Origin of the sequence: Terrabacter sp. BE26, from assembly GCF_041941675.1 — a bacterium.
Taxonomy (GTDB): Bacteria; Actinomycetota; Actinomycetes; order Actinomycetales; family Dermatophilaceae; genus Terrabacter.
In genome coordinates, this window is record NZ_CP090122.1 from 1,508,095 (window position 1) to 1,534,704 (window position 26,610).

Annotated in this window: 22 protein-coding genes and 1 pseudogene; 7 read left to right on the top strand and 16 right to left on the bottom strand. The window is 71.6% G+C overall.

Going from position 1 to position 26,610, the window contains the following annotated elements; translation table 11 throughout:
* The first annotated feature begins 17 nt into the window (after positions 1-17).
* On the top strand, positions 18-2,039 hold the full coding sequence (locus LQK93_RS07100; protein ID WP_374970841.1) for an FAD-dependent oxidoreductase: 2,022 nt from the start codon (positions 18-20) through the stop codon (positions 2,037-2,039).
* Here LQK93_RS07100 and LQK93_RS07105 read toward each other — a convergent pair.
* Genes LQK93_RS07105 through LQK93_RS07115 form a run of 3 tightly spaced genes read right to left on the bottom strand, consistent with a single transcriptional unit; the run spans position 2,036 to position 4,948 of the window.
* A complete protein-coding gene (locus tag LQK93_RS07105; protein WP_374970842.1) occupies positions 2,036-3,373 on the bottom strand; it encodes a glycosyltransferase in 1,338 nt (445 codons plus the stop codon). The genes LQK93_RS07100 and LQK93_RS07105 overlap by 4 nt on opposite strands.
* 1 nt (position 3,374) lies before the next feature.
* Complete coding sequence (locus LQK93_RS07110) at positions 3,375-4,409, bottom strand: LLM class flavin-dependent oxidoreductase (RefSeq protein WP_374970843.1); 1,035 nt, start codon at positions 4,407-4,409, stop codon at positions 3,375-3,377.
* The gene (locus tag LQK93_RS07115) at positions 4,406-4,948 is read right to left on the bottom strand and encodes a 2'-5' RNA ligase family protein (RefSeq protein ID WP_374970844.1); all 543 of its coding nucleotides are present in this window, start codon (positions 4,946-4,948) and stop codon (positions 4,406-4,408) included. Before LQK93_RS07115 ends, LQK93_RS07110 begins: the two co-directional genes overlap by 4 nt.
* A gap of 257 nt (positions 4,949-5,205) precedes the next feature.
* On the opposite strand from LQK93_RS07115, the pseudogene LQK93_RS07120 reads away from it, so the two are divergent.
* Together LQK93_RS07120 and LQK93_RS07125 are read left to right on the top strand one after the other, a co-directional pair.
* A pseudogene (locus tag LQK93_RS07120) lies at positions 5,206-5,559 on the top strand (alkaline phosphatase family protein); the annotation flags it as partial.
* 209 nt (positions 5,560-5,768) lie between these two features.
* Positions 5,769-6,896: an alkaline phosphatase family protein gene (locus LQK93_RS07125; protein ID WP_374970845.1), complete on the top strand. Its 1,128-nt coding sequence runs from the start codon at positions 5,769-5,771 to the stop codon at positions 6,894-6,896.
* A gap of 160 nt (positions 6,897-7,056) precedes the next feature.
* Here LQK93_RS07125 and LQK93_RS07130 read toward each other — a convergent pair whose 3' ends face one another.
* From LQK93_RS07130 to LQK93_RS07140, 3 genes are all read right to left on the bottom strand, one after another.
* Positions 7,057-7,278 carry a hypothetical protein gene (locus LQK93_RS07130; RefSeq protein ID WP_374970846.1) on the bottom strand — a complete coding sequence of 74 codons (222 nt, stop codon included), beginning with the start codon at positions 7,276-7,278 and terminating at the stop codon, positions 7,057-7,059.
* A 233-nt stretch (positions 7,279-7,511) separates the two neighbouring features.
* Positions 7,512-9,329, bottom strand: coding sequence for a BCCT family transporter (locus LQK93_RS07135; protein WP_374970847.1), 1,818 nt, complete (start codon positions 9,327-9,329; stop codon positions 7,512-7,514).
* A gap of 209 nt (positions 9,330-9,538) precedes the next feature.
* The gene (locus tag LQK93_RS07140) at positions 9,539-10,951 is read right to left on the bottom strand and encodes a cation:dicarboxylate symporter family transporter (RefSeq protein WP_374970848.1); all 1,413 of its coding nucleotides are present in this window, start codon (positions 10,949-10,951) and stop codon (positions 9,539-9,541) included.
* Positions 10,952-11,067: 116 nt separating this feature from the next.
* Between LQK93_RS07140 and LQK93_RS07145 the strand changes: the two genes are divergently transcribed.
* Together LQK93_RS07145 and LQK93_RS07150 are read left to right on the top strand one after the other, a co-directional pair.
* Positions 11,068-12,738, top strand: a complete 1,671-nt coding sequence (locus tag LQK93_RS07145; protein ID WP_374970849.1) for an ATP-binding protein — start codon at positions 11,068-11,070, stop codon at positions 12,736-12,738.
* Complete coding sequence (locus LQK93_RS07150; RefSeq protein WP_374970850.1) at positions 12,731-13,429, top strand: response regulator; 699 nt, start codon at positions 12,731-12,733, stop codon at positions 13,427-13,429. Before LQK93_RS07145 ends, LQK93_RS07150 begins: the two co-directional genes overlap by 8 nt.
* Before the next feature lie 4 nt (positions 13,430-13,433).
* Here LQK93_RS07150 and LQK93_RS07155 read toward each other — a convergent pair whose 3' ends face one another.
* Positions 13,434-14,036, bottom strand: a complete 603-nt coding sequence (locus LQK93_RS07155) for a TIGR03086 family metal-binding protein (protein WP_374970851.1) — start codon at positions 14,034-14,036, stop codon at positions 13,434-13,436.
* 51 nt (positions 14,037-14,087) lie between these two features.
* Between LQK93_RS07155 and LQK93_RS07160 the strand changes: the two genes are divergently transcribed.
* A complete protein-coding gene (locus tag LQK93_RS07160; RefSeq protein WP_374970852.1) occupies positions 14,088-14,930 on the top strand; it encodes a helix-turn-helix domain-containing protein in 843 nt (280 codons plus the stop codon).
* A gap of 172 nt (positions 14,931-15,102) precedes the next feature.
* Here LQK93_RS07160 and LQK93_RS07165 read toward each other — a convergent pair whose 3' ends face one another.
* From LQK93_RS07165 to LQK93_RS07175, 3 genes are read right to left on the bottom strand one after another with little or no spacing between them, the layout of a single operon-like run.
* Positions 15,103-16,572 carry a carboxyl transferase domain-containing protein gene (locus LQK93_RS07165; protein WP_374970853.1) on the bottom strand — a complete coding sequence of 490 codons (1,470 nt, stop codon included), beginning with the start codon at positions 16,570-16,572 and terminating at the stop codon, positions 15,103-15,105.
* Positions 16,572-17,747 (bottom strand): CaiB/BaiF CoA transferase family protein, encoded by a 1,176-nt coding sequence (locus LQK93_RS07170; protein WP_374970854.1) that lies wholly within the window; start codon positions 17,745-17,747, stop codon positions 16,572-16,574. Before LQK93_RS07170 ends, LQK93_RS07165 begins: the two co-directional genes overlap by 1 nt.
* A gap of 5 nt (positions 17,748-17,752) precedes the next feature.
* Complete coding sequence (locus LQK93_RS07175) at positions 17,753-19,108, bottom strand: SLC13 family permease (RefSeq protein WP_374970855.1); 1,356 nt, start codon at positions 19,106-19,108, stop codon at positions 17,753-17,755.
* 119 nt (positions 19,109-19,227) lie between these two features.
* Between LQK93_RS07175 and LQK93_RS07180 the strand changes: the two genes are divergently transcribed.
* Positions 19,228-19,926 (top strand): FadR/GntR family transcriptional regulator, encoded by a 699-nt coding sequence (locus LQK93_RS07180; RefSeq protein ID WP_374970856.1) that lies wholly within the window; start codon positions 19,228-19,230, stop codon positions 19,924-19,926.
* Between the two features lie 369 nt (positions 19,927-20,295).
* On the opposite strand, the gene LQK93_RS07185 is transcribed toward LQK93_RS07180, so the two are convergent.
* From LQK93_RS07185 to LQK93_RS07210, 6 genes are all read right to left on the bottom strand, one after another.
* Entirely contained in the window at positions 20,296-21,057 is a 762-nt protein-coding gene (locus tag LQK93_RS07185; protein WP_374970857.1) for an SDR family NAD(P)-dependent oxidoreductase, read from the bottom strand.
* Complete coding sequence (locus LQK93_RS07190; protein WP_374970858.1) at positions 21,054-22,418, bottom strand: FAD-binding protein; 1,365 nt, start codon at positions 22,416-22,418, stop codon at positions 21,054-21,056. The genes LQK93_RS07185 and LQK93_RS07190 overlap by 4 nt, the downstream gene beginning before the upstream one ends.
* The gene (locus tag LQK93_RS07195; RefSeq protein WP_374970859.1) at positions 22,415-23,305 is read right to left on the bottom strand and encodes a decaprenyl-phosphate phosphoribosyltransferase; all 891 of its coding nucleotides are present in this window, start codon (positions 23,303-23,305) and stop codon (positions 22,415-22,417) included. The genes LQK93_RS07190 and LQK93_RS07195 overlap by 4 nt, the downstream gene beginning before the upstream one ends.
* On the bottom strand, positions 23,305-23,862 hold the full coding sequence (locus tag LQK93_RS07200; protein ID WP_374970860.1) for a hypothetical protein: 558 nt from the start codon (positions 23,860-23,862) through the stop codon (positions 23,305-23,307). Before LQK93_RS07200 ends, LQK93_RS07195 begins: the two co-directional genes overlap by 1 nt.
* A 1,011-nt stretch (positions 23,863-24,873) precedes the next feature.
* Positions 24,874-25,692, bottom strand: a complete 819-nt coding sequence (locus LQK93_RS07205; protein WP_374970861.1) for an ABC transporter permease — start codon at positions 25,690-25,692, stop codon at positions 24,874-24,876.
* Between the two features lie 37 nt (positions 25,693-25,729).
* Positions 25,730-26,542, bottom strand: coding sequence for an ABC transporter permease (locus LQK93_RS07210; protein ID WP_374970862.1), 813 nt, complete (start codon positions 26,540-26,542; stop codon positions 25,730-25,732).
* Positions 26,543-26,610: the final 68 nt, after the last annotated feature.

Genomic DNA, 26,610 nt, shown 5'->3' on the forward strand with positions numbered 1-26,610 from the left:
CGGCTACCCTCGGGCGGGTGACGACGGCATACCCCTCCCTGCTCGAACCGCTCGACCTCGGCTTCACGACGCTGCGCAACCGCGTCGTCATGGGCTCGATGCACACCGGCCTCGAGGACCGGGTCAGGGACTTCGACCGGCTGGCCGCGTACTACGCCGAGCGGGCCCGCGGCGGGGTCGGCCTCATCGTCACCGGCGGCTTCGCGCCGAACCTCGCCGGCGCGCTGTACCCGGGCAGCTCCGTGCTCGTCACCGGGCGGCAGGCGCGCCGCCACCGGGTCATCACGAACGCCGTGCACCGCGAGGGCGGCAAGATCGCCCTGCAGATCCTGCACGCCGGCCGCTACGCCTACCACCCGTTCGCCGTCTCCGCATCGGCCGTGAAGTCGCCGATCTCCCCGTTCGCCCCCCGCGCGCTCAGCGAGCGCGGCATCGGGAGGACGGTCGCGGCGTACGCCCGCTGTGCCCGCCTGGCGAGCGAGGCCGGCTACGACGGTGTCGAGATCATGGGCTCCGAGGGCTACCTGCTCAACCAGTTCCTCGCGCCCCGCACCAACCGGCGCACCGACGAGTGGGGCGGTTCGGCCGAGAACCGTCGACGCCTCGCCGTCGAGGTGGTGCGCGCCGTGCGTGAGGCGGCGGGGCCCGACTTCATCCTCGTCTACCGCCTCTCGATGCTCGACCTCGTGCCCGACGGCCAGTGCTGGGAGGAGGTCGTGGCGCTCGCCCACGAGGTGGAGGCGGCCGGCGCGACGATCCTCAACACCGGCATCGGCTGGCACGAGGCGCGGGTCCCGACGATCGTCACGTCGGTGCCGCGCGGCGCCTTCACCGGCGTCACCGCGAAGCTGCGGCCGCACGTCACCATCCCCGTCGTCACGTCCAACCGCATCTCGATGCCCGACCTCGCCGAGCGCGTCATCGCCGACGGCAGCGCCGACCTCGTGTCGATGGCTCGGCCCTTCCTCGCCGACCCCGACTGGGTCGCCAAGGCGGCCGGCGACCGCGCCGACGAGATCAACACCTGCATCGCGTGCAACCAGGCCTGCCTCGACCACACCTTCGCGAAGAAGACGGCCACCTGCCTCGTCAACCCGCGCGCCGTCCGCGAGACGACGCTCGTCCTCGCGCCGACCCGCCGCTCCAAGCACATCGCCGTCGTCGGGGCCGGTCCGGCAGGGCTGGCCGCGGCCACGTCCCTCGCCGACCGAGGCCACCGCGTCGAGCTGTTCGAGGCCGGCGACGACCTCGGCGGCCAGTTCGCGCTCGCCATGCGCATCCCCGGCAAGGAGGAGTTCGCCGAGACGATCCGCTACTTCCGCCGGCGGCTCGAGCTCGGCGAGGTCAAGGTGCACCTCGGCCGCCGGGCGGAGGTCGACGACCTCACCGGCTTCGACGAGGTGGTCGTCGCGACCGGGGTCGAGCCGCGCCTTCCCGACGTGCCGGGGATCGACCACCCCAAGGTCGTCACGTACGCCGCCGCGATCCGGGGCGAGGCACCGCTCGGTCGGCGCGTGGCCGTGATGGGCGCGGGCGGCATCGGCGTCGACGTCAGCGAGCTGCTCACGCACGCGGAGTCGCCGTTGACGGTCGAGCAGTGGATGGCGGAGTGGGGTGTCGGTGAGCCGGATGCCTCCCGTGGAGGACTCGTCGAGCCGCAGCCGACCCCGTCCCCGCGGGAGGTGCACCTGCTCCAGCGCAAGAGCACCCCGATCGGCAAGGGGCTCGGCAAGACCACCGGCTGGGTGCACCGGGCAGCATTGAAGGCCAAGGGAGTCCACCACCACGTCGGGGTGAGCTACGAGCGCATCGACGACGCCGGCCTGCACATCACCCACGGCGAGGACCGCACCGACCCGCGGGTGCTCGACGTCGACACCATCGTCGTCTGCACCGGCCAGGAGTCGGTCGACACGCTCGGTCCCGAGCTCGTCGCGCGCGGCGTCAGGGTCCACGTCGTCGGCGGCGCCGACGTCGCAGCCGAGCTCGACGCCAAGCGCGCCATCCGGCAGGCCACCGAGCTCGCCGCGACGATCTAGACGCCTCCCCTGAGATGGTCGTCGACGAGGCGGGCGGCGTCGCCGGCTCCGTCCTCGGCCCGGACACGCTCACCGAGGGCGTATGCCGCCTCGCGGGCTCGCGCGGACAGGGCGAGCTCGAGCGCCCGCTGGAGTCGGGCGGCCGTCAGGTCCTTGCGCGCTATCGGCGGTGGGGCCACCCCGAGGTCGGCCATCCTCCGGCCCCAGTAGGGCTGGTCGGCGGCGTGCGGGACGACGACCTGAGGCACCCCGGCGCGGACGGCGGCCGCAGTGGTGCCCGCGCCGCCGTGGTGGACGACGACCGAGCACCGGGGGAAGAGCACGTCGTGCGGAGCGGGTCCAATGCCGAGGACCTCCGGAACGCCGCCGCCCGGCAGGTGCCCGACGGGCAGGTGCCCGACGGGCAGGTGCTCGTCGGGCAGGTGCCCGACCGACAGACCCGCGAGGCCCTCGCTGACCACCCCGCGCAGCCCCAGCCGACCCAGGACGCCGACGGCGTCGCGCACCAGCCCGGCGGGGTCAGGCGTCGGCATGGACCCGAACCCGACGAACACCGGCGCCTCGCCCACCGCCAGGAACGCCTCCAGCTCGTCGTCCAGCGACCCACCGACATCGTCACGCACCCAGAAGCCGGTCTGCCGCAGCGCGGGCGGCCAGTCCGCTGCGGGGGGCACGACGCTCGGGCTGGCGCCGAGCAGGGTCGGCGTGCGTTCGGCCGCCGCGGCGTAGTCGCGAAAGCGCCGTCGTGGCAGGCCTTTTCGCTCCCGCACGAGGTCGCCCGCAGGCCGAAAGAGGTCGAGGGCCACCCGTCCGGCGAGGTTGCTCCAGGCGAGGTTCACACTCGAGGTTGCACCCGGTCGGAGGGCCAACGCCACGGAGCTTCCGTGCGCGCTGGGCCACACCGGCGCGAAGACGGCGTAGAGGTGCGGCTTCGCCGGGCGGCCACCCCGACCACCGCTCGGGGACAGCAGCGCGTCGACGAGGTCGAAGGTCAGCGCCCCGGACACGACGGCGTCCGCTTCCTCGACGAGCCGGCCGATGTCGGCGGCCAATGCCTCGGCCGTCGCCGCCATGACCTGCCGCATGAGCCTGGCCTCACCCACCTGGGTCCACGCCGAGCCGCGCAGCGACTCGCGCCCCGACCCCTCGCGCAGCGGCCCCTCGAGGTCGAACGACAGCGGTTCGAAGTCGACACCACTGCCCGCCACGACGTGACCGAGGTCGGCGGCCGCGGAGAGCGAGACGGCATACCCACGCCGCCGGAGGCGCTGCCCGAGCGCGACGAGGGGATGCACGTCACCGCGGGAGCCCATGCCCAGCAGGAGGATCCGCACGTCAGCCGTCGCCGAGCTTCGCGCGCACGCGCGGGACGACCTCCTCGGCGTAGAGGCGAATGCACTCCATCCGCTGGGCGTGCGGCAGGGTGCCGAAGGAGTACTTCAGCTGGAAGCGCGAGAGCCCGAGCACCTGCGCGGTGTCGACGATCTTGGCCGCGACGGTGTCGGGCGAGCCGCAGTAGACTGCGCCACCCGGGCCGAGCTGCTGCAGGGCCTGCTCGCGGCCCATCGGGGCCCAGCGGCGCTCGCGGCCGAGCTTGTTCATGTACGGCAGGAAGTGCGGCATGAATTCCTCGCGCGCCTGCTCGTCGGTGGCGGCGACGTACCCGGGCGAGTGCACGCCGATCGGCAGCTCCGGCTTGCCCATCTCGGACAGGGCCCGGCGGTAGAGGTCGGCGAGCGGCGCGAACTGGCGCGCCGAGCCGCCGATGATCGCGATGACGATCGGGAAGCCGTAGTGCGCGGCCCGGACCACCGACTGCGGCGTGCCGCCGACGCCCACCCAGATGGGCAGGTGCCCGGACTCCGTCGATGGCATGACCTTCTCGACCTGCACGGGCGGCCGGATCGAGCCCTCCCAGCGGACGGGCTGCTCCTTGACGATGGCCGCGAGCAGGTCGAGCTTCTCCTCGAAGAGCGTCTCGTAGTCGGCCAGGTCCAGGCCGAAGAGCGGGAACGACTCGACGAACGATCCCCGCCCCACCGTGATCTCGGCCCGGCCGTTGCTGACCGCGTCGAGCGTGGAGAAGCGCTGGAAGACGCGGATCGGGTCGTCGCTCGACAGGACGGTGACGGACGTGCCGAGCCGGATGTGCTCCGTGCGGCCGGCGAGCCCGGCGAGCACGACGTCGGGGGCGCTGATGGCGTAGTCGTCGCGGTGGTGCTCGCCGACGCCGAAGAAGTCGAGGCCGAGCCGGTCGGCCAGCTCGCCCTCGGCCAGCACCTCCCGGATCACCGTTGCGGGGTGGAGCGGGACGCCGTCGGGACCCTCGGCGATGTCGCCGAACGTGTCGAGGCCGAGTTCGAGGCTCATGGACCCATCGTAGGTATGCCGCTGACGGCCCACGTGCGCCGAGCGACGGGGTCCCAGCGCCGCAGCGTCTCGATCGCCGCGTCCACCCCCCGCAGCGACCCGAGGACCGCGAGCGCGTCGCCGACCTGGGCGGCGGTGAGCCCGTGCGCCAGCGTCACGTGCGGGGTCCAGCGGTCCACGTGGACGAGCTCGGAGACGTCGGTGGCTCCCGTCATCGCCTGCGCGACCGTCCGATGCAGGGCCAGCAGCGCGGCACTGGGCACGACGAGCCGGGCGAGCACGTGCCGGCGGGTCCCCATGACGACGAGCGGACCGAGGCGCACCGGCACCGGCACCAGTCCCGAGAGGGCCCGGCACAGCGCGGTCTCCACCGCGTCGGGCACCAGGCCGGCGGCCGAGAGGGTGATGTGCGGGGCGTTGGTCGGGCCGGCGTGCCCGGCCTGGCTGGGCAACTGCGCCTCGGCGAGGACCGCCCACTCGCGGCGGACCTCGGCGTCCGCGGCGCTGTCGAGCAGGCCCTCGACCGAGTGCAGCGCCATCGTCAGGCGGCGACGCCGCGGGTCCTCGCGCCCACCACCGAGCCCGCACGTCCCTCCACCACGACGACGCCGTTCACGGCCCTACCGTATGCCGCCGCGCCGGCGGGGCTCCGCGTTCACCTCGACGTCCGCCAGTCGCCGTGGAGAGATCATGCCCCGTTTGCGGCCGTCGCAGCCTCGGCCCAGCCTGCCTTGAGACCACTGGTAGTCGTCCGAAGACGCTGTCCTCAGGCCACCGACCCACCGAAAGGTGCCTCATGAACTCCCCCGTCAAGTACGTCGCCGTTTGCGGCGCAACCGCCCTCGCGGTTGCCGCCGTGGCGACAGCCAGCTCCGCCCAGGCCTCACACGGCGGCGGGCCACCCCGGTCCGCCCACTCCGCTCACTCGGCCCAGAAGCACGTGCTCCTCATCTCCGTCGACGGCCTGCACCAGAGCGACCTCAGCTGGTACGTCCGCCACCACCCGACGTCCGCGCTCGCCCGGCTGTCGCGGTCGGGCACCGACTACACGCGCGCGCAGACCCCGTTCCCCTCGGACTCGTTCCCCGGCATGACCGCCCTGGTCACCGGCGGCAACCCCCGCTCCACGGGCGTCTACTACGACGTGAGCTACAACCACGCGCTCCTGGCTCCCGGCACCGCCGACTGCGCCCACACCCCCGCCGGGGCGAACGTGGCCTACGACGAGAGCCTCGACCGCGATCCGGCCTCGCTCGACGCGGGGCAGGGCCTGTCGGGCCTGCCCTCCTCGATCCTGTCGATGACGGGGAATCCGGTCGCGCTGCTCAACCCGGCAGCCATGCCCGTCGACCCCACCACGTGCCGGCCGGTCTACCCGCACTCGTACCTGGAGGTGAACACGCTCTTCGAGGTCGTCAGGCGTGCCAGCCTGCGCACGCCTGGTCGGACAAGCACTCGGCCTACGACCTGGTCAACGGGCCCTCCGGCACCGGCGTCGACGACCTGTTCACCCCGGAGATCAACTCCGACGCACCCGGCGGCGGCGACTGGACGACGGACAACGCGAAGACCCGCCAGTACGACGGGTACAAGGTGCGCGCCGTGCTCAACGAGATCGACGGCAAGGACCACTCCGGCAGGCGGTCCGTGGGGACGCCGGCCGTCTTCGGCCTGAACTTCCAGTCGGTCTCAACCGCCCAGAAGCTCCCCTCCTCCGACGGCGCCTCCGGGGGCTACCTGCCCGGAGGACGCGAGCCAGGCCCGCTCCTGACCGCGTCCCTCGACCTGGTCGACAGGTCGGTCGGGGCCTTCGAGTCCCGCCTCGCTGCCGACGGCCTCGCGCGCTCGACGTCGATCATCCTCACCGCCAAGCACGGTCAGTCGCCCACCGACCCGACCGCACTCACCCGGATCGACGACGGCCCGATCATCGACGCCATCAACGCCGGCTGGGCCGGGACCCACCCCAAGGCCGCGCCGCTGGTGGCCGCAGCCTCCGACGACGACGGCATGCTGATCTGGACGTCTGACCGCAGCACCGCTGCCACCGCGTTCGTCCGGCGCTACCTGCTCACCCACCCGGCGAGCGGGACCGTCCTGCCCTCGGGCCGTCGCACCCTTCGCTCGAGCGGCCTGTCCGCGGCCTATGCAGGCGCGAGCGCGGCGGCGTACTTCGGCGTGCCGCGGTCCGAGCCCCGTCACCCCGACGTCGTCGGGATCGCCCAGCACGGGGTCGTCTCCACCGGTGGCACCAAGAAGATCGCCGAGCACGGCGGCGCCGACTGGCAGGACCGCAACGTCCCGATCCTCATCGCGCCGGCGACCCTGCTCGGCGGCGGCCACCGCGTCGCGGCGCCGGTGGAGACCACGCAGGTGGCCCCGACCATCCTGGCCCTGCTCGGCCTTTCACCCCGCGCCCTGGAGTCGGTGCGTCTCGAAGGGACTCGAACCCTTCCCGGTCTCGCGCACGTGCGCGAGAAGGGCTGAGCTGCCCGCAGAGCGCCCGATGAGCGCGTGCGCGAGGCGAACCTCCAGCCGGGTCTGGGCGACCTTGGTGTTGCCCGGACCGGGCTGGCCTTCGCGGCACTGGACGACGAGGCCCTGTCATGCGCGTCGACACCAGCGGACGCTGGGGACGCGATCGGGGCTACCCGGCCCGTCGAGCCACCAGGTACAGCGGGAGGAACAGCACCAGGGCCAGAAGGCACAGGGCCGCCCACACGTTCGGCCTGTCGATCGTGAGCTCGCCGAGGGTTGCGACGACGGGCCGACCGCGCTCCAGCTGGGCCTGGGCATCCTCCAGCACCCACACGCTGACGGCCGCGACCACCAGAACGAGCAGCAGCGCACTCAGCACGGATGAGCTCACGGCTCCAGTATCGAACCACCGCTGTCGCTCCTGCGCCTGCTCCATCGAGCCGATGCCACTGCCTTCAGCGGTGCCGCTCCTCGAGGGCGGCCGTGGCCACGCCCGCGATGCTGGTTCGGTCCGACGATCTGTCGGCGACCGAACGCAGAACGGCCCGACCCGGGCCGCGTCGGGCGCACGAGCGCCGCGCCACCCCGGAGGGGTGACGCGGCGCTCGGCTGAGCACGGTGCGGTCAGAGCCGCATCGATGCGCCGACCTTCGAGGTCTCGTCGTCGACGACGTCGGCCACGCTCTGCTGGTCGTGCGAGGTCTCGACGTCCTTGGCCTCGACCGGCTCGGTCTGCACCATCTCCCCGACGCCCTCGCCCGGCGCGGTCTCCTGGACCGTCAGGGAGAAGTCGTCGCCGTGCTCGCTGACACCCGCGACGACGGCGTGCTCGACGGCGGCGACGGCATACTGCCTGCGCACGACCTGCGGGTCGCGCGAGAGGTCCTTCACGAGCGCGACGGCCAGCCCGACCATGATCACGAGGAAGGGCAGGGCGGCCACGATCGTGACGTTCTGCAGGCCCGACAGGGCGTCCTCACCGCCGATGAGCAGCATCACCGCCGCGACCGCACCGGTGGCGGCGCCCCAGAAGATCACCGTCTTCTTCGAGGGCTCCAGCGTGCCCTTCTCGGACAGCGTGCCCATGACGATCGAGGCCGCGTCGGCACCGGAGACGAAGAAGATCGCGACCAGGAGCATGACGACGATCGCCGTGACGGTCGGCCAGGGCAGGTTGCCGAGCATCGCGAAGAGCGAGCCCTCCGGCGTCGACTGGCCGGCGATGTCCTTGCCGGCCTGCTGCTGGGAGATGCCGGCGCCGCCGAAGATGGCGAACCAGATCAGCGAGACGACCGAGGGCACGAGCAGCACACCGGAGACGAACTGGCGGATCGTGCGGCCACGCGAGATGCGCGCGATGAACATGCCGACGAACGGGGTCCAGCTGACCCACCACGCCCAGTAGAAGATCGTCCAGCCGGCCAGCCACTCCTTCATGCCGTTTCCGCCGGCGGCGTCGGTGCGCGCCGACATCATCGCCAGGTCCTTGAAGTAGGAGCCGATGGTGGTCGGGACGAGGTTGAGGATGAAGACCGTCGGGCCCACGACGAAGACGAACAGGGCCAGCGCGAGCGCGAGCACCATGTTGACGTTGGAGAGCCACTGGATGCCCTTGGCGACGCCCGAGACGGCCGAGAGGATGAAGCAGATCGTCAGCACGACGATGATCGCGATGAGCACCGCGTTGCCGATCTTGCCGATGCCGGTGACGAGCTGCAGGCCGGAGCCGATCTGCAGCGCGCCGAGGCCGAGCGAGGTCGCCGACCCGAAGAGCGTCGCGAAGATCGCGAAGATGTCGATGACGCGACCGGCCGGACCGTTCGCGCGCCGCTCGCCGAAGAGCGGGGCGAAGGCCGAGCTGATGAGCAGCGAGCGGCCCTTGCGGAACACGCCGTACGCGACGGCGAGACCCACGACGGCGTAGATGGCCCACGGGTGCAGCGACCAGTGGAACATCGTGGTCGCCATTGCGGTCTGTACGGCCGCCGGGTTGCCGGCGGCGCCCGTGCCGGGCGGCGGCTTGACGAGGTGGGTCAGCGGCTCGGTGACGCCGTAGAACATCAGGCCGATGCCCATGCCGGCCGAGAACATCATCGCCACCCACGACGACGTGCGGAACTCCGGCGCCTCGCCGTCCCCGCCGAGCGGGATGTTGCCGTACTTGCTCGCGGCCAACCACACCACGAAGACGACGAAGCCCGACGCGACGAGCGAGAAGAGCCACCCCGTGTTGTGCACGACGAAGTCGAGGCCGGCGGAGGCGCTCGCGCTCAGGGTCTGCGTGCTGAGCGCTCCCCACAGGACGAAGGCGATGGCCACGGCGGCCGCGACCCCGAAGACGACCTTGTCGACCCGGGACGGCGGGGCGTCCTCGTGGTTCACCGGTGGTGGCTCTAGCGCGGGGTGCAGCGTGTCGTCGGGACTCTTGGTCAGTTCAGTCATACGTCATGAACGGCACCCGACGAAGGTGCCGTCCGTCTCCTCACGTTACGTTCACTCAAAGTTGCCGAAGGGACCACTTTGCCGAAGGAGGGCGTCCGAACGCAAAACGGGTGGGCCGCTCAGGGGGTCGGTGTGACACGGCACACGCCCGAAAGGCCACGAACCGGGACAGGTTCGTGGCCTTTCGAGGGACGCGTGGAGCGGGCCGGTCAGCGGACCCCGGCGAGCTCGGGCTCGTTGCCGGCGGTGCCGCTGGTCGGGCCGGTGGGCAGCTCGCCGGACCGCGGCTCCTGCTCGGAGTCGACCATGCTGGCCTCGTCGAAGCGGTCCTCGCCGGAGAGCACCCGGGCGGCCTTGTCGCGGTCGATCTCGCCGACCCAGGTGCCGATGAGGACCGTGGCGATGGCGTTGCCGGCGAAGTTCGTCAGGGCACGGGCCTCGCTCATGAGGCGGTCGATGCCGACGATGAAGCCGACGCCGGGCACCAGGTCGGGGCGGTGCGACTGCAGGCCCCCGGCGAGGGTCGCGAGGCCGGCGCCGCTGACGCCCGCGGCGCCCTTGCTGGCGATGATCATGAAGACGAGCAGGCCGATCTGCTGGCCGATGCTGAACGGCTTCTGCATCGCCTCGGCGATGAACAGGCTCGCCATCGTCAGGTAGATCGCGGTGCCGTCGAGGTTGAACGAGTAGCCGGTCGGCACGGTGATGCCGACGACCGGGCGGGAGACGCCGAGGTGCTCCATCTTGGCGATGAGGCGCGGGAGGGCCGACTCGGACGACGACGTCGACAGGATGAGGAGGAACTCGCGGCCGAGGTAGCGGAAGAGCGAGAAGACGTTGATCCCCGTGACCAGCTTGAGGATGCTGCCGAGGAAGGCGAAGACGAAGATCGCGCACGTCGCGTAGAAGGCGAGCATGAGCAGGCCCAGGCTCTTGAGCGAGCCGATGCCCGTGGCGCCGACGAGAGCCGCCATGGCGCCGAAGGCGCCGATCGGGGCGACCCACATGACCATCGCCATGAGGCGGAAGACGAGGCGCTCGAGGTGCTTGACCCCGAGGAGGATCGGTTCGCCGGCGCGGCCCATGCTCTGCAGTGCGAAGCCGACGAGCAGCGCGATGAGCAGCGCCTGCAGCACCGAGCCAGACGTCAGGGCGGAGACGAGCGTGTCGGGGATGAGGCCGAGGACGAACTCGACGGCGCCCTCGGACTTCTCCGCGATCTGTGCCTGGCCGGACTTGGCGACGGCCGCCGTGAGGTTGAGGCCCGAGCCCGGCTTGACGATATTGCCGACGACCAGCCCGATGCCCAGGGCGACGGTCGACATGGCGATGAAGTAGCCGAGGGCGAGACCGCCGACCTTGCCGACCTGGGCGGCCTTGCGGACCGACCCGATGCCGAGCACGATCGTGCAGAAGATGATCGGCGTGATCATCATCTTGATGAGGTTGACGAACCCGGTCCCGAGGGGCTTGAGGCTCTTGCCGACCTCGGGGAAGGCCCAGCCGACGAGGATGCCGGCGACCATCGCCACGATGACGGCGATGTAGAGGAAATGGGTGCGGTCGCGCTTCGGGGTCGCGCCCGGCTGGGCGTCGACGGCGCTGTCGGCGGTGGAACTCACGGTGACCTCCGTTGGCAGGGCCCCGCGCTGGGCACGGGACCGGGGAATGTGACGAGGCTGCCGCGGCGGGTGGCTAGGGTCACCTTTGTGTTCATTGAGTTCTTGCGGCGTTTTGTATGCCGTTGAGCTCGCTCTCGCGTACAGGTACGGCCGCGAGGCGGGCGCTCGGGGCCCCGGCACGGTGGAGCGTCGCGGGCCAGACCTTCGCGCTGCAGGTGCTCATCGCGGTGCTCGTCGTCGCCGCGGGGCTCGTCGGGGCGTACGGCCAGGCGCAGCGCGCCGGGGACCAGCAGGCGATCGCCCGGGCGCTCGCGGTGGCGCGCACGCTGGCGGCGACGCCCAGCGTCGTCAAGGCGGTCGAGGGCCCGGACCCGTCCGCGGTGCTGCAGCCGTATGCCGAACGCGTGCGCAGGCAGACGGGCACGGACTTCGTGGTCGTGATGAGCCGCGACGCGATCCGCTACACCCACCCCGACCCGAGACAGATCGGCAAGAGGTTCATCGGGCACACCGAGGAGGCCCTGACCGGCGGGGTCGTCGAGGAGGACTACACCGGGACGCTCGGCCCCTCCTCGCGTGTCGTGGTGCCCGTGGAGGACCGCGGGAAGGTCGTCGCCCTCGTGTCGGTCGGCATCCGCAAGGCCGCCGTCGGGGAGCGGGTGCGCGCCCAGCTGCCGGGCCTGCTGCTCGCCGGGCTCGTCGCCGCCCTGCTCACCGGGCTCGGCACGGCGCTCGTCTCCCGGCGCATCCGCCGCCAGACCCACGGCCTCGGCGAGCGCCAGCTGCGGGAGATGTACGAGTACTACGACGCCGTCCTGCACGCCGTGTCCGAGGGCCTGGTCATCACCGACCTCGACGGCCGTCTGCGGCTCGCCAACGACGAGGCGAGGCGGTTGCTGTCCCTGCCCGCCGACGCCGTGGGCCGGCGCGTCACCGACCTCGGCCTCGGCCCGGCGCTGACCACCGCGCTGACCGACGAGTCGACCCACGAGGACGAGCTGCACGTGACCTCGGCGCGGGTGATCGTGCTCAACCGCGGCCCGGCCCGCTGGGGGGGACGGCTGCTCGGCCACGTGGCCACGCTGCGCGACCGCACGGACCTCGAGGCCCTGACGGGCGAGCTGGACTCGGCGCGGGGCCTCACGGAGGCGCTGCGTTCGCAGGCCCACGAGTCGGCCAACCGCCTCCACACGATCGTCAGCCTCATCGAGCTCGGCCACACCGAACGGGCCCTCGACTTCGCGACCGAGGAGCTGCAGGTGTCGCAGCTGCTCACCGACAGGGTGGTCGGCTCCGTCGACGAACCGGTGCTCACCGCGCTGCTCCTCGGCAAGGCGGCCGAGGCGCACGAGCGGGGCATCGCCTTCGAGATCGAGCCGGGCGCGCACTGGCCGCGCGACGTGGCACCGACCCGCGACGTGGTCACGATCGTGGGCAACCTCATCGACAACGCCCTCGACGCGGTCGTCGACGAGCCCGGGAGGCCCGGCACCGTCCGGCCGGACCGGCACGTGTGCTTCGACGCCCGCGTCGAGGGGGCGTATGCCGTCCTCCAGGTCTCCGACGACGGGCCGGGCCTGCCGCCCGGTGGCGTCGAGGACGCCTTCCGGCGCGGCTGGTCGACCAAGGAGCAGGGCAGTGCCGGCCGGCGCGGGATCGGCCTCGCCCTCGTCGCCCAGACCGTCGAGCGCCTCGGCGGGGACCTCCGGGTCACGGGGCCGCCGGGAGCCACGTTCACGGTCCGCCTGCCCGTGGCCGCCTCGCGGGCGGAGGCTCGTCGTGGCTGACTCGGCACGGACCGGGGGGCTGCGGGTCCTCGTCGTCGAGGACGAGCCGGTGGCGGCGGAGGCCCACACGGCATACGTCGGTCGGGTCGAGGGGTTCGAGGTGGTGGCGACGGTCGGGACGTCACAGGCTGCACTGAAGACGTTGCAGGACAAGGAGATCGACGTCGTCCTGCTGGACATGAACCTCCCCGACCGGCACGGCCTCGACGTGGTGCGCGCCATGCGCGCCGCCGGGCACCGAGCCGACGTCATCGCTGTCACGTCGGCCCGCGACCTCGAGATCGTCCGCGCCGCAGTGTCGCTCGGGATCGTGCAGTACCTCCTGAAGCCCTTCGTCTTCGCGACCCTCCGCGACCGGCTGCTCGCCTACCGTTCGTACCGCGAGCAGCTCACCGGCGGCACGCAGGTGGGCACCCAGGCCGAGGTCGACGAGGTCTTCGCCAGCGCGCGGGTGGCCGGTGAGCCGCGGCTGCCCAAGGGGATGGGCGAGGAGCTGCTGTCCCGGGTGGCACGAGTGCTGCGTGAGGCCGACGGCGGGCGCTCGGCCAGCGAGCTCGGCGAGGTGCTCGGCGTCAGCCGGGTCACTGCCCGACGCTACGCCGAACACCTCTGCGAGACCAAGGTCGTCCTGCGCCGGTCGCGGTATGCCGGTGCGGGGCGCCCGGAGGTCGAGTACCTCTGGGCGCGTTGACCGCTCAGCTCCTCGCGGGCGTGCGCCGACCCAGGCGCGCGAGCAGGCGCTCCTGCCGGTCGGCGCCGTCGCGGACGGGCACGGCCGGCGCACACACGCCGTCGTCGTAGAGGTGCTCGCCGAAGCCGTCGGCCGAGCGCTCCAGCATCTCGAGCTCGTCGCCGGCGAGGCGCTCGTCGAGGCCGGCGGCCGTGGCGAGGTCCCAGCGGTGCACGACGAGGTCGAAGCCGTGGAAGGCGACGATCGTCCGGCCCACCGTGGTGCGGCCGAAGAAGCCGTCGTACTCCAGGCCCGCGACGGCGAGGTCGGCGAGGAGCTCACGCATCCGTGCGTCGTGGGCGTGCCAGGCCGCGCGCAGGTCCGTGCTGCTGCCGTCCGGGTCGTCGACGTCGAGGTGGTGGGCCGTCCTGGCGTCGAGCCCGCGGTCGGCGAGGAAGGCGCGCTGGCTCGTCACCACGTGGGCGAGCACGTCGCGGGCGCTCCAGCCCTCGCACGGGCTGGGGGCATCCCACTGGTCGGTCGGGACGCGGTCGACGACGGCTCCGAAGGCGTCGGCGAGGCGGGTGTAGGTGTCGAGGACGTCGGTGGTCGTGGGAGAAGAGGTCATGTCCTCACGGTAGGAAGCCCGCCGTCCGTGCGTCTTGATACTTTCCGACAGGTGACGACGCCTTCCGGGAAGGGCCGCACGGCGGCTCGCGACGACATCGAGCGCGCGCACCTGGTCGACCCCACCGACCGGACGTGGTCGATCGCCCGGGCATCGGTCTCCCCCGACCTGACCGAGCTGGCGCGCCGGTTCTGGATGCCGGTCTGGGACGTGCCGGAGGGGCTCGACTCCGTGCAGCGGGTCCTGCAGTACCCCGTGTGCCTCCTCGTCGTCTCGGACAGCTACGCCCGCTTCTACGGCGTGGTGTCCGGGCTGTCGCACACGATGCTCACCGGCCGCGGCTGGGCGGTCGGCCTCATGCTCCAGCCCGCCGCCGGGCACCTGCTGACGGGTGAGCCGGTGCGCCGGATGACCGACCGCTTCGTCGACGTGGCCACCCTCCCGACGCTGGACGGCTCGTCAGTCACCCGAGAGGTCCGCGTTGCCATGGGCACCGACCCGCACTCCCCTGACGCGCAGGCCCGGGCTCGCGAGGTGGTGGAGGACGCCCTCAGGCCACTCCTGCCGGTCGACGACGAGGGGCGGTTCGTCAACGCGATCGTGGAGCACGTCGAGAGCTCACCGGAGCTGCTGCGGGTCGATGACCTCTGCGCCAGGTTCGACATCGGCGAGCGCACGCTGCAACGCCTGCTGCACAAGCGGATCGGGCTCGGCCCCAAGTGGCTGATCCGCAGGCGCCGGCTCCAGGAGGCCGCCGACCGGCTCCGTGACACAGACGCCGAGCTGGCCGGGATCGCGGTCGACCTCGGCTATGCCGACCAGGCCCACTTCACGCGCGACTTCCGCACGGTGACGGGTCTCACCCCGGGCGAGTTCGCCGCCCGCTTCCGCTGAGATCACCGTCGCAGGTGCCGGCCTCGACCACCGAGGGGCCGCCGTGGCGGGATCGTCGCGGTCGGAGACCGACCGTGGCCACCGACACCCCGCCGTGGCTGGGTCGATGCGACGCATCGACGGCAAGCCCCTAGGTCAGTGAGTCGCCTGCCGGTTCACTGACGTAGCGGCGTCAGGCGGGACGGTCCGCGAGCACCGGGCTCTCTGTCTCGTCTGGATGGGTCTGCCGGCGCAGGGCCGCGGCACACTCCGCGACGACGGCGAGCGCCAGGCCGACGGCGGTGTCGTCGGCCGGCTCCGGCACGATGCGGCTCACGATGCCTCGGGTCGCCAGGTCGACCGCTCCGACCTGCTGCACCTGGGCCATCTCGGCTGCGTGCGACACATCGCCGTGAGCGATGACGCTCGCCCCCTCGGGCGGCAGCGGCGAGAGCCAGGCGTGCTCGGCCGCGATGACCTCGCGAGCCGGCAGGAGCGCGAGCGCTCCGCCCCCGCAGCCCTGCCCGAGCACCACCGACACGGTCGGTACCGTCATCGTCGTCAGCGTCGCGATGCAGCGGGCGATCTCGCCGGCGATCGCGCCCTCCTCCGCGTGCTGCGACAGCTCTGCACCGGGGGTGTCGATGACGGTGACGAGCGGTAGCCCCAGCTCTTCTGCCAGGCGCATGGCGCGGCGCGCCTCGCGCAGCGCCCCGGGGCCCATCGGCGTCTCCGGCGACTGACGCGAGCGGTCCTGCCCGACGAGCACGCACGGCTGGCCGTCGAGACGGGTCAGGGCCACGAGCATCGTGGCGTCGCGCTCGCCCTCGTCGGTGCCGTTGAGCCGCAGCGTGCTGCTGGCCCCATGGCGCAACAGCTCGCGCACACCGGGGCGGTCGGGTCGCCGCGTCACCTCGATCGACTCCCACGCCGACAGGTGCCCGCTCGGCTCGCCCTCCCGTCGCGCCAGCCGCGGCAGCGTGGGTCCGTCGACGAGCACGCCGAGCGCCCGGTCGACGAGCATCGGCAGCTCCTCGGCGGCCACGACGGCGTCGAGCACACCCTTGGCGGCGAGGTTCTCGGCCGTCTGCACACCGGTGGGGAAGGGCCCGCCGTTGAGCGCCTCGAAGACCTTCGGCCCGAGGAAGCCCACCAGGGCGCCGGGCTCGGCCACGGTCACGTGCCCGAGCGAGCCCCACGACGCATACACGCCGCCGGTCGTCGGGTGCCGGAGCTGCACGAGGTAGGGCAGCTTCGCCGCCCGGTGGGCCATCAGGGCCCGCGAGATCTCGACCATCTCGACGAACGCCGGCGTCCCCTCCTGCATCCGCGTGCCACCGGAGGCGGTCGAGGCCAGCACCGGCAGGCCCTCTACCGTGGCCCGCCGGACCGCCGCGGTGATCCGCTGCGCGGCTGCCCGCCCGATCGACCCGGCGAGGAAGCGGAACTCGTTGACCACGACCGCCACCGGACGCCCCCGCACGAGACCTCGCCCCGTCAGGACCGACTCGTCGGTGCCGGCCTTCGCGGCGGCCGCCTCGAGCTGGAGCCGGTACGCCTCGGGCTGGCTGCTGATGTCGATCGGCGCGTCCCACGAGTGGAACGACCCGGCGTCGAGCACGAGGTCGAGCAGCTCGTGCGCGGTCCACGGCCTGCGCGCCATCACTGCTCCTTCAGCCAGGCCCTGATGGCAGCGCCGTCCTCGTCGAGGGTCGGCGGCGCCTCGTGGTCGCGCCGGGTGACCTCGGTGCCGTCGCCGGCGAAGAAGCGCAGCGGCGGCCCCGGCAGGGTGAGCTGTCCGAGGGTCGAGTGCTCGACCTCCACGAGCAGGCCCTGGCTCGCCGTCTGCTCCCACGCGTACACCTCGTCAAGGGTGCGGACCTTGCCGGCCGGGATGCCGACCTCGGCGAGACGGGCGAGCAGCGGCTCGGCGTCCCACTCGGCGAAGATGGCCTCCACGGCCGCGACGACACGGCCCCGGTTGGCGACGCGGTCGGCGTTGGTCGCCATGCCCTCTGCCGCCGGGTCGAGCCCGAACGCCGCGCACAGCCGCTGCCACAGGCCCTCGCTGCCCACCGCGATCTGCACCGAGCCGTCGCGGCAGTGGAACAGGCCGTAGGGCACGATCGACGGGTGGTGGTTGCCGGCCGACCGGCCCACCTCGCCGGCCACCGTCCACCGGGTGCCCTGGAAGGCGTGGACGCCGACGACGGCCGCGAGGAGCGAGGTGCGCACAACGGTTCCCACACCGGTCCGGTGTCGTTCGTTGAGCGCGGCCACCACGCCGTAGGCGCCGTACATGCCGGAGAGCAGGTCGGCGATCGGCACGCCGACGCGCTGGGGGTCGTCGGGGCCGGAGCCGGTCAGCGACATCAGCCCGGCCTCGCCCTGGGCGATCTGGTCGTAGCCCGCGCGACCGCCCTCCGGCCCGTCGTGCCCGAAGCCGGTGATCGACAGGACGACGAGCCGCGGGTTGCGCTCCATCAGCGACTCGATGCCGAGGCCGAGGCGCTCGAGAACGCCGGTGCGGAAGTTCTCGACGAGCACGTCGGCCCGGTCGACGAGGGCGAGCAGCACCTCCCGGTCGGCCTCGTCCTTGAGGTCGAGGGTGATCGACTCCTTGTTGCGGTTGGCCGAGAGGAAGTAGGTCGACTCGCGCCCGCCCTGCTCCCCGACGAAGGGGGGACCCCAGCCGCGGGTGTCGTCGCCGCGCCCCGGTGCCTCCACCTTGATGACGCGGGCCCCCTGGTCGGCCAGCATCATCGTCGCGTGCGGCCCGGCCAGGGCGCGCGAGAGGTCGACCACGAGGACGTCGGAGAGGGGTCCAGACACGGTCATTGCATTCACCATCCGGGGAGGATCAGGGCGGCCCACACGAGCAACGGGCCGGCGATGACCACGATGACGCTGTAGGTGAGGATCTGCTTGTAGTACACCGGCTCGCTGATGGTGTCGGGCCGGTTGGCCAGCATCAGCGCTCCGTTGGTGGAGAAGGGGCTCACGTCGACGATCGTCGAGGCGATGGCGAGCGCCGCCACGAAGGTCGCCGCCCCGATGCCCCCGTTGGCGATGAGCGGCACGGCGATCGGGATGATGACCGGCAGCAGCGCCGTCGAGGAGGCGAAGGCGGAGACGACGCCGCCGACGTAGCAGAGCACGAGGGCACCGACGATGGCCGCACCGAGGCCGGCGGCCCAGCCGCCCACGAACTCGGGCGCCTTCGCCTCGGTCAGCACGGCGGCATACGTGCTCACGCCTGCAACGAGCAGGACGGTGGGCCACGCGACCTGCTTGATCGCGTCCTTGTGCTGGATCGGCGAGAGCATCGCGAGGATGACCGCCGCGGTGATCGACACGAAGCCGATGTTCTTGTCGAAGGCGAGCGCGATGACTGCCACCAGGGTGAAGGCGACGAGCGTCAGCACCTGGTCGCGCTTGACGCCGAGGGCCTGGGTGCGGGTGGCCGCGATGGTGCCGGTACCGCGGGTCAGGACGCCCACGCCGCCGTGGTGCACCTCCTCGGTCAGCTCCTCCCCGCCGACCTCACCGTCGATGTCACCGTCGATGTCACCGTCGATGTCGTCGGCGCGCAGGCTCATCAGGCGCCGGCCGCCGAGGACGACGAAGAGCACGACGGCCATCAGCAGGTTGACCGCGAGGCTCGCGAGGAAGACGGTCATGGGGCTCGAGGGAAGGTTGTTGTCCTTCATCACCGAGTTCGTGATGGTGCCGTAGATGCTGATCGGCGAGAAGCCACCGCCCTGGGCCCCGTGCACGACGAACATGCCCATCAGGAGGGGGTTGATCTTGTAGCGCGCGGCGAAGCCGAGGGCGATCGGGCCGATGATGGCGCAGGCCGCCGGGCTCGCGGCACCGATGGCGGTGAGCAGCGCGGTCACGAAGAACATCACCCACGGGATGAGGGCCACACGACCGCCGACGGCCTTGACCGCCGATCTGACGATGAGGTCGACCGTGCCGTTGTTCTTGGCGATGGCGAAGAGGTAGGTGACGCCGATGAGCGTCAGGATCAGGTCACCGCTGACCCCGGCGAGGATCTCCTTCTCGCTCAGCTGGAGCGAGTAGACACCGACGAGCCAGGCGGCCACGTAGGCCAGGGCTCCCATGTTGATCGGCAGGAGCGTCCCGATCACGAACAAGGCGACGAGCGCGATGATGGAGACCCATTCCGGTCCCATAGGTGTCCTCCGTGGATCTCGGCCAGCATCCCTGTCTCCACGACGTTGTGACGAGGCACTCGGCTGGCTCAGTGGCCTAGCCAATAGGTCAATTGTCCGACTGTCAATAGCATGGGCCCATGACGGCATCCGGGCTGCCCCGCCTCACGCGGACCCGCCTCTACGAGCAGGTCGCCGAACAGATCACGGCATGGATCGACGCGAACGGCCTGCAGGCGGGTGACCGCCTCCTCCCCGAGCGGGAGCTCGCCCAGCGTCTCGGCGTCAGCCGCGCGACGCTCAGCCAGGCGCTCGTCGCGCTCGAGGTCATCGGTGTCGTGACCGTCCGCCACGGCGACGGCACGGTGCTCTCCGAGGCTCCGGGACCGCGGCGCATCGTCGAGGCCATCCGGGCGCATGCCCACCGGCTGCCCGAGATCATCGACACCCGTGACGCCCTCGAGACGAAAATCGCCTCCCTGGCCGCCGAGCGGCGCACCTCCGAGGACCTCGACCGCATCGACGAGGCGCTCGCGGTCATGGCCCGCGAGGTCGAGGCCGGCGGGCGCGGCGTCGACGGCGACGAGCGCTTCCACGGCGCCGTCACGGCCGCCGCCCACTCGCTGCTGCTCGCCCGACTGATGGACGAGATCCGCGACCTCATCCGCGAGACGCGCATCGAGTCGCTGAGCCAGCCGGGCCGCCCGGCCGACTCGCTCACGCACCACCGCGCCATCGCCGAGGCCATCCGCGCCGGCGACCCCGAGGCGGCCGCCGCCGCCATGCACGCCCACGTGCAGATGGTGAGCGACGTGGCGGTGCTCCGCGAGGGGTCCTGAACCGGCCGCCCCGGGCCAGTCGCGCCGAGGCGTATGCCGTGAGGCCGGCTCCCCGGGGCCCGTGACCTCAGGCGCCCTCGGCGTCGTGGACGACGCCGACTTCACCGCGGCGCATCGATCCCCGCGCCTGGCGTGTCGGAGAAGCGGCTCCGGTGCGCTCATGGGCGCGGAAGCTCTCTTGGTGACATGCCGATGACAGGACCTGTGGTGCCTAGGCGATCGACCGCCATCGCCAGCGGATGTGCGATTCTCGGCCCTGTGTCGAAGTGGTCCCGAGTGTGGCGCGGACGGGTCCCAGGCGGCGGCGGTCAGACGCGTCACCAGCCAGACGCGTCACCAGTTGGACGCAGAGCGGGACGCCTGATGGTGTCAGATCGGCAGGCGCCGGAAGAGCGCCCGCGGTGTGACCGTGAGTCCGGTCATGACGTACCGCATCGCTCTTGGCACCCAGACCGTTCGAGAGCCGCCCGTGAGGTTGAGCGCGATCGCCTCCGCCACGTCCGACGCGTTCACAGCCAGAGGTGCCGGACGACGGCCGGCCGTCATCTGCGTCCTGACGAACCCGGGCCGGACCACCACGACGGAGACGCCGGTCCCGTACAAGGCATCGCCCAGGGCCGAGGCGAGCGAGTCGACGCCGGCCTTCGTCGAGCCATAGAGCGCCGTCGATGCCCGGCCACGGACGGCCGAGGCGGACGACAGGACGACGACGACGCCGTGCCCCTGCACGCGCAGGTACTCGACCGCCGCCAGCAGCGCGGTGACCACTGAGGTGTAGTTCACCTCGACGAGGTCTGCAGCGGCCGACGGATCGCACCGCACCGCCGCCTCGTCGGGCAAGACGCCCCAGCTCAGGAGGACGACGTCGATGTCACCACGGTCGAAGGCCGCGGCGACCACGTCCGGGGCCGATGACCGTTCCCCCGCCTCGAAGTCGAGCACCTCGACCCGTTGTACGCCCGTGGCTGCGACCCGCTCGGCCGCTGCATCCCTGTGTGGGCCCGGCCGACCGGCGAGAACGACGCGTTCCAGTCGTCCCCTTTGCGCGAGGCGCGCGAGCGTGGCACCCGCGATGTCGCTGGTAGCGCCGAGTGCCAGAACGGACTGGGGCGCGCCGAGAGAGTCGATCACAGGTGCAGCCTCCTGGAAAGGTCGGACGTAAACACGTGGTGGGGGTCCAGTTGGTCGCGAAGGTGCCGCCAGTCGTCGAGGCGTGGGTACATCTCGGCGAAGGCGGTTGGGGCGACCCGGGAGTCCTTCGCGAGGTAGACGCGACCTCCGGCTCGGAGCACAACCGAGTCGGCCTCGTCGAGGACGCTCGCGGTCTCCGGGCCCACGGGGAGGTCGACCGCGAGGGTCCAGCCGGGTTGGGGGAACGAGAGAGGCGCGCGGCCCTGCGCGCCGAAACGCTTGAGCACACAGAGGAACGTCGGTGCCTGCCGGTTCGCGAAAACCTCGATGACGCGGCGCATCGCCTTGGCGTCCGCGACGGTGCACTGGTGCTGCACGACACCGCGAGAGCCATAGAGGCGGTTCCAGTCCTGCACGGCGTCCAGGGGGTGGAAGAACGTCCCGATCGGCTCGACGCTCCGCCTCTCCAGCGGGGCTCTGCGGTGGTAGAGCTCGTTGAAGAGGCCCACGGTCAACGGAGTGAGCGGTGCGCCGGGCGCCCAACGCGGAACCGTCGCCATCGCGTCGTGCACCGGTCTGCGTGCCTGCTTGTCACTGCCAGGACGGTGCGTGCGGCCCTCCGGGCCCGCGTGCTCCCCAGCCGTGACGACGCCACGACCCATCCGCCCCCCACGGCTGAGGCAGTCGACCCAAGCGACGCTGTAGCGGTGGGTGCGATCGGCGTCCTCGAGCGCCTCCATGGTCTCCTCGAGCGAGGCGGTTTTCCGGGTGTCCACGACGACGTGGCCGGAGCTCACCGGCAGGAGCCGCAGGGTCACGTCGACGACGATCCCGCTCAGGCCCATGCCTCCCGGCAAAGCCCAGAACAGGGCGTCCTGAGGTGTGAGCGTCTGCAGGTCGCCGAGTCCGTCGATCAGCCCGAGCGACACGACGTGCGCCGAGATCGTGCCGTCTCGATGGTGGTTCTTGCCGTGCACGTCCGCGGCGATGGCACCGCCCAGGGTCACCTGACGCGTACCGGGCGTGACGGGGACGAACCAGCCGAGCGGCAGGATGGTGCGAATCAGCCGATCCAGGGTGACTCCGCTGCCACAGGTGACGTGTCCGCTGACCGGGTCGACCGGGCCGATCCCGTCCAAGCGGTTCAGCCGGGTGACAAGCCCCCCGGCGTTCTGCGCGGCGTCACCGTAGCTGCGCCCGAGACCGCGTGCGACGACACCGCGCCGGGGTCGGCTGGCCACCAGGCGTGCAAGGTCCTCGACGGCGGGCGGCGACACCACGTTCGCGGAGGTCGGTGCCGTGCCGCCCCACCCCGTCAGGACCTGTCGGACGGGCCCCTCCTCCACCAGTTCCTGCCTCATGTCATTGTCGCCAGCCAGAAGGCGATGACCCACAGGGCGCCGAGTCCCTGGAGCACCCAGTCGCCGGAGACCACGCCCTCCGGCTCCTGCGCCCGGCCACGGTCCACATCAAGGGCATATCGCATCAGGCCCAGCACCAACGGGACGACCGACAGGGCCGCATACGACGTCTCCACCCGCCTGCTCGCGAGGCCGAACGCCCACAGGCAGTACGCCGCTACGGTCACCGACGCGGCCATCCCGAGAACGAGGCGCAGGTAGCTCTCGGTGTACCCACTGAGGCTGCTGCGCGTACCCCGCTCGGGACCAGAAGTGACGAACTCGGACAGGCGCTTGCCGATCACCACGAAGAGCGACCCGAAGCCGGTGACGATCAGGAACCACGGGCTCACCGGGATGGCGGTTGCCGCGCCGCCCGCGATGGCGCGCAGGAGGAATCCCGCGGATATCAGGGCGAGCTCGATGACCGGTTCTCCCTTGAGACGCGTCGTGTAGGCGGCGGACAGGACGAGGTAGGCGAGCACGACCCACCGCAGTGAGGATGCCGGCCAGGCGACAGCCATGGCCGCGCTGGCGAGGAGGGCACTGAGCGCCAGCGCCCAACGAGGCGACACGCGTCCCGACGCGACGGGACGGAAGCGCTTCGTGGGGTGTCGTGCGTCCGCATCAGCGTCGATGACGTCATTGAGGCAGTAGCCGGCGCTGGCAGCCAAACACAGCGCGACGAACGCCTGAAGGGTGACAAGCAGGACATCGCGGTGAAGCAGCGCTCCGGCAGCCAGGGGCACGGCGGCCACCAGCAGGTTGCGCGGCCAGAGCCGCGGCCGCATCAGCTGCAGCAGCGCGAGCGCGCCGGAAGGCGTGCGAGCCGCCGTCGTCGTCGCCATCAGCGCAGGGTGACGTAGAAGAAGTCGCGCTGGTCCGGCGTCAGGTAGCGACTGGGGGCGTCCGGCATGGTGGGCAGGAGGTTCTGGGCGGTCACGCCCCCGGTGCGGTTCGGAAGCCACCGCGAGAACGCCACCATCCCGGGGTGCATGTCGAGCTCGACCGCACGGACCGCGTGCGCGTCGACGAGCGCATCGACCAGCACCCGCAGGGTCATGTGGTTGCCGGCCGCGTAGACGAGGTTGCCGTGCGCGTCCACACCCAGACCGGAGCGCCAGGTGTACTGCCGCTGGTTCGCGGCAACGCCCCACGGCCCGCTGGCGTCCGAGATGCCGGCGGCGGGCGCTCCACCCACCACCACGAGATGGAGGTTCTGGCGCACCGCGAGGACGCTCGGCGACATGGCGACGTCCTGCCCCCACACGCCGATCGTGGCCCGGCCGGCTCGGTCGATGACGACGGAACCCGCCCCCGGCTGCAAGGGTCTCGAGTAGCGGCCGTCCTCGTAGAACCCGCCGAGCAGGTCCTTGAACCGCCAACCGGAGTTGAAGGTAGCCACGAGTCGCGGGACATCGCTTGGCGCCACCCGCGCGTTCCCAGGCCACGGCGGCCCACCGGGCTGGGTCGTCCCCGCCATCAGGTGGGTGACGGTGTCGGAGGCTCGGATCCACGCGACTCCCGCGACGATGCTGGCGTGAGCCGGGTCAGGTTGCACGAAGGTCGTGTACATCGAGGGCACACCCCGTGCATCCACACGGCCGGCGACCCATCGACCTTCGCCGGCGATCGCCCGCGTCCCTGCAGGGATCGTGACCGGCGTCGGCCCTGCCACTGCCAAGGACCGTGCTGTCGAGGACGACCCGGTTCGGGGTCCGACCGGGGTGGCACCAGACCCCTGGGACGGTGCCGTCAAGCTCGGGAGCTCGGAAGCGGGAGGCGGCACGTCGGCCGGCGGGTTGCGGAACCACCAGTTCTCGACGGCGTCAACGAGCCCGCCTCCACCATTGTCACGAATCCACTCCACGGTCTTGACCGTCCAAGAGGCGTCGCCAGGCGTCGCGAGCGCCATGACGTACGAGGTCCCGACCATCGCCACGGCGAGGATCGCGACGACGATGGCACTGCGAGTGACCAAGCGCCTGCGGCGAGACACCGGACGGCCTTCGTGGCGGTTCCGGCGACGGACGAGTCCACGCATCACCCCTACTCCTCCACGCTGGGAGTCACTGGCCGCCATGCTGCGCAAACACGCTGGAAAATCGCTGAGTGCAGCCGCCAGATCCCTGCTCCACGCCGATTGCACGCGCGAGGGCGTGCTTCATCATTGGCGCTTCCTAGGCAAGTGCGGCAACGAGTGGCTGCATGGATCGGATCGAGACCCTGACGCGCTCGGCATCGACCGACTGCCAAGCGCTGCTACCGGCGGCCCTGACGCACTCATTTGCCGCTGATGGTGCGTGCGGGCCCCGCAGCGGCATGGTGGTCCGGGCACACGGCGACGTCGTGCACTCGGTAGCTCCGTCAACCCGGTGAGTTACGCGATCGCCTCGAGGCGGCGTGCGGCCGCAGGCTAGAGGCGGCTCTCGGCCGCATCGGGACCACCCAACCGTTGTGCCAGCCAGACCGGGATGATCGAGACGGCGATGAGCAGGACGGCTACGACGTTGACGACGGGCGCCTGGTTGGGGCGGAACAGGTTGTCGAAGATCCAGATGGGCAGCGTCTGGGTGTCTGGCCCGGCGGTGAAGGTCGTCACGACGATCTCGTCGAAGCTGAGGGCGAAGGCGAGGAGCGCACCGGCAAGCAGGCTCGAGCGCAGCAGCGGGAAGGTGACCCGTCGGAACGTCGTCCACGGTCGCGCGCCGAGGTCTGCCGACGCCTGCTCGAGCGAGCCGCCCAGGCGCCGCAGCCGCGCCGTCACGTTGTTGAAGACGATGACGATGCAGAACGTCGCATGGCCCACGATGATCGTGAAGAGGCCGGCGCCGATGCCGAATACCGGGGTCAGCACGCTCTGGATGACTGACTGCAGGGCGATGCCGGTGACGATGCCCGGCAGCGCGATCGGCAGGACGACGAGGATCGAGACGGAGTGCCTGCCGAAGAAGTCGTAGCGGCTCAGGGCCAGCGCGAGCAGCGTCCCCAGCACGAGGGCGATCGCCGTCGCGCCGAGTCCGGCCTGCACCGACGTCGCCAGGGCGTCGCGAGGGCCCTGCGCCTGCAGGGCTGCTCGCCACCACTGGGTCGTCAGGCCCGGTGGTGGCCAGCCGAAGGTCCTGTCGCTGTTGAACGAGTTCAGCGCCACCACGACGAGCGGCACGTAGACGAAGGCGAGCACGACCGTCGCGAACGCCGTCAGGGCCACTTTCGAGCCGCGCCCGAGCCTCATCGCCGCCTCCTCATCGCGTCTGGCGCATCCTGTGCGTTCACAGGTTGTCGAGCGCGCCCGTGCGCCGCACGGCGAGCAGGTAGAGGACCATGATGATGACAGAAGCCGTGCCCAGCGCCGCGGCGAAGGGCAGGTCGAGGGTGATGTTCTGAAGCACCGCGGTGCCAAGCACCTGGAGTTTGCCGCCGACGATCTGCACGGCGATGTAGTCGCCCAGCGACAAGGAGAAGGTGAAGACGGACCCGGCGGCGATGGCCGGGAGCAGCGATGGCACCACGACGCGTCGGAACGTCGTGAGAGGCCGGCCGCCGAGGTCGGCACTCGCCTCGAGCTGGCTCTCGGGAAGGCGCTCGAAGGCGGCATAGACCGGGAGCACCATGTACGGAAGCCAGAGGTAGGTCAGGGTCAGCACGACCGCCGCGAGACCATACCCAGGAGTGGACCCGAACGTGCTGTCGAGGACTCCTCCGGACTGCACCATGGTGCGCCACGCGTACGCCTTGACGAGGTAGCTGGCCCACAGGGGCACGAGGATGCCCGCGAGGAGGAGGCCGCGGAACCGGCGCGGCGCGACCCGCGCCATGAAGAAGGCGAAGGGCACTGCGACGACGACGCAGAGCACGGTGACGAGCACCGCGATGAGTAGCGTACGCCCGATGATGCCGGCATACGTCGAGCTGCCGACCTCGCGGAAGTTCTCGAGGGTGAACGTGCGCACGACGAGGTTCGTGAACGGGTCGGTCGTCCAGAACGCCGTCGCAAAGATGACGGCCAGCGCACCGAGGTAGGCGACGACGAGCCACAGCAGGGGTGGGCCCAGAAGGGCTGCCAGCCCCCTGCGTCGTCTCATCGTGGCCTCCTCGGTGCGGTCGGTCGTTCGTGGGCCGGTCCTGGCCCGGTCGCGGCCCGGTCGTGGCC

Coding starts and splice junctions, on each gene's coding strand:
- LQK93_RS07210 (WP_374970862.1), bottom strand. CDS start 26,542: ATGAGACGACGCAGGGGGCTGGCAGCCCTTCTGGGCCCACCCCTGCTG.
- LQK93_RS07180 (WP_374970856.1), top strand. CDS start 19,228: ATGACGGCATCCGGGCTGCCCCGCCTCACGCGGACCCGCCTCTACGAG.
- LQK93_RS07145 (WP_374970849.1), top strand. CDS start 11,068: ATGCCGTTGAGCTCGCTCTCGCGTACAGGTACGGCCGCGAGGCGGGCG.
- LQK93_RS07205 (WP_374970861.1), bottom strand. CDS start 25,692: ATGAGGCTCGGGCGCGGCTCGAAAGTGGCCCTGACGGCGTTCGCGACG.
- LQK93_RS07155 (WP_374970851.1), bottom strand. CDS start 14,036: ATGACCTCTTCTCCCACGACCACCGACGTCCTCGACACCTACACCCGC.
- LQK93_RS07175 (WP_374970855.1), bottom strand. CDS start 19,108: ATGGGACCGGAATGGGTCTCCATCATCGCGCTCGTCGCCTTGTTCGTG.
- LQK93_RS07190 (WP_374970858.1), bottom strand. CDS start 22,418: ATGAGGCAGGAACTGGTGGAGGAGGGGCCCGTCCGACAGGTCCTGACG.
- LQK93_RS07165 (WP_374970853.1), bottom strand. CDS start 16,572: ATGGCGCGCAGGCCGTGGACCGCGCACGAGCTGCTCGACCTCGTGCTC.
- LQK93_RS07110 (WP_374970843.1), bottom strand. CDS start 4,409: ATGAGCCTCGAACTCGGCCTCGACACGTTCGGCGACATCGCCGAGGGT.
- LQK93_RS07170 (WP_374970854.1), bottom strand. CDS start 17,747: ATGACCGTGTCTGGACCCCTCTCCGACGTCCTCGTGGTCGACCTCTCG.
- LQK93_RS07135 (WP_374970847.1), bottom strand. CDS start 9,329: ATGACTGAACTGACCAAGAGTCCCGACGACACGCTGCACCCCGCGCTA.
- LQK93_RS07115 (WP_374970844.1), bottom strand. CDS start 4,948: ATGGCGCTGCACTCGGTCGAGGGCCTGCTCGACAGCGCCGCGGACGCC.
- LQK93_RS07195 (WP_374970859.1), bottom strand. CDS start 23,305: ATGGCGACGACGACGGCGGCTCGCACGCCTTCCGGCGCGCTCGCGCTG.